At 35.0% G+C, this 1,105-nt stretch carries 2 protein-coding genes; both read right to left on the bottom strand.

The window, feature by feature from the left end; translation table 11 throughout:
- Window positions 1-85: 85 nt before the first annotated feature.
- Complete coding sequence (locus tag FF52_RS23515) at window positions 86-328, bottom strand: transposase (protein WP_008469386.1); 243 nt, start codon at window positions 326-328, stop codon at window positions 86-88.
- Between the two features lie 350 nt (window positions 329-678).
- Window positions 679-1,105: hypothetical protein (locus FF52_RS23045; RefSeq protein ID WP_008469385.1), on the bottom strand; the 427-nt coding region annotated here is incomplete at its 5' end.

Genomic DNA, 1,105 nt, shown 5'->3' with positions numbered 1-1,105 from the left:
AAACGGGGTTTTCTGTTTTATGATGTTTTGAAAAATGATTTTTGAGGAAAAGTTTAAAATTAGGATCAGGTGCAAAAGTTGGAGATTATGCAAAAAGATTGGATAATCTGAACAGGAAGAAGTTTATATTTCTTACTCCTTTAAATTGACTTCGAAATGCTTTTATTTTTGCATTAAAAGATTCTGCCGAAGCATTTGTGCTTCTATTATCAAAATAGCTCAATATTGACTGGTAATTAATGGTTATGGTATTGAGCAGAGTGTTAAAGTTTTTAAACCCTGATTCCGGATCAATCCGAAAACCTGTGGGAAGACAAAAATTAAGCATAAATATTAGTCAGTCTAAAAAGGAAAAATATACAGATGGTGAATGTTGTCGATTGAAATTGCTGGTGGATATGTGGTGAAACGTAAATAAGTTATATTTTAATTAAAACTGAAAGCTTTAATTGGGTTTTGCTGTTTGGGAGGAGGTTTGTTTTGTATGAAAGAAAAAAATCCTGTTTGGATTTATCCCGCTTTTAAAATTGGCTTGTTTAATATCAAAGTTTTTGGGTTTTAGTTTTTGTTTAATCCAGTAATGCATAATGACAAAAATATCTCCAGTAAAAGCCATTCGCTTCGATTAGGCAATGAAATCAATATGTACAACCCGACAGTTTTCAAAACCTGTCGGGTTTATTTTTTTGTATGGATATATAAAGAGAAACCCCAGCTGCATGCTGAGCGGAGTGAAGTGCCTCCAGTTTTTGGAATTTGGAATTTTGGCATTGGTATTTTAATATTGATTAGGAGCTGTTTCCCTGCTATGCGCTGCAATCTTCCGCTTTTTAAAGAAAAAAGCAGAAGGATTTCCGCTCCTATCGGGGCTAGGGCATCGGTTTCCATAGGGGGATTTTTGCAGAACTTGGCGCTTTTGCGGCTCTGCGGGATTAAAAACGGGGATTTGGGAGAGGCCTTAAATTCTGCTTTCTTTTCAGAAAACCTTTCCGAAGACTGAAAATCCATTAAAAACGGATGCCGGAAAGTCTGATAAAATATGAAAATTCCAGAAATATTAGGAAAAACCCTACAGAAATCCAGAAACATCCAAAATGTAAAGCGT

The sequence above is a fragment of the Flavobacterium sp. F52 genome (assembly GCF_000278705.1).
In the GTDB taxonomy this organism is placed as follows: domain Bacteria; phylum Bacteroidota; class Bacteroidia; order Flavobacteriales; family Flavobacteriaceae; genus Flavobacterium; species Flavobacterium anhuiense.
This window is presented reverse-complemented; position numbering and strand designations above follow the sequence as displayed.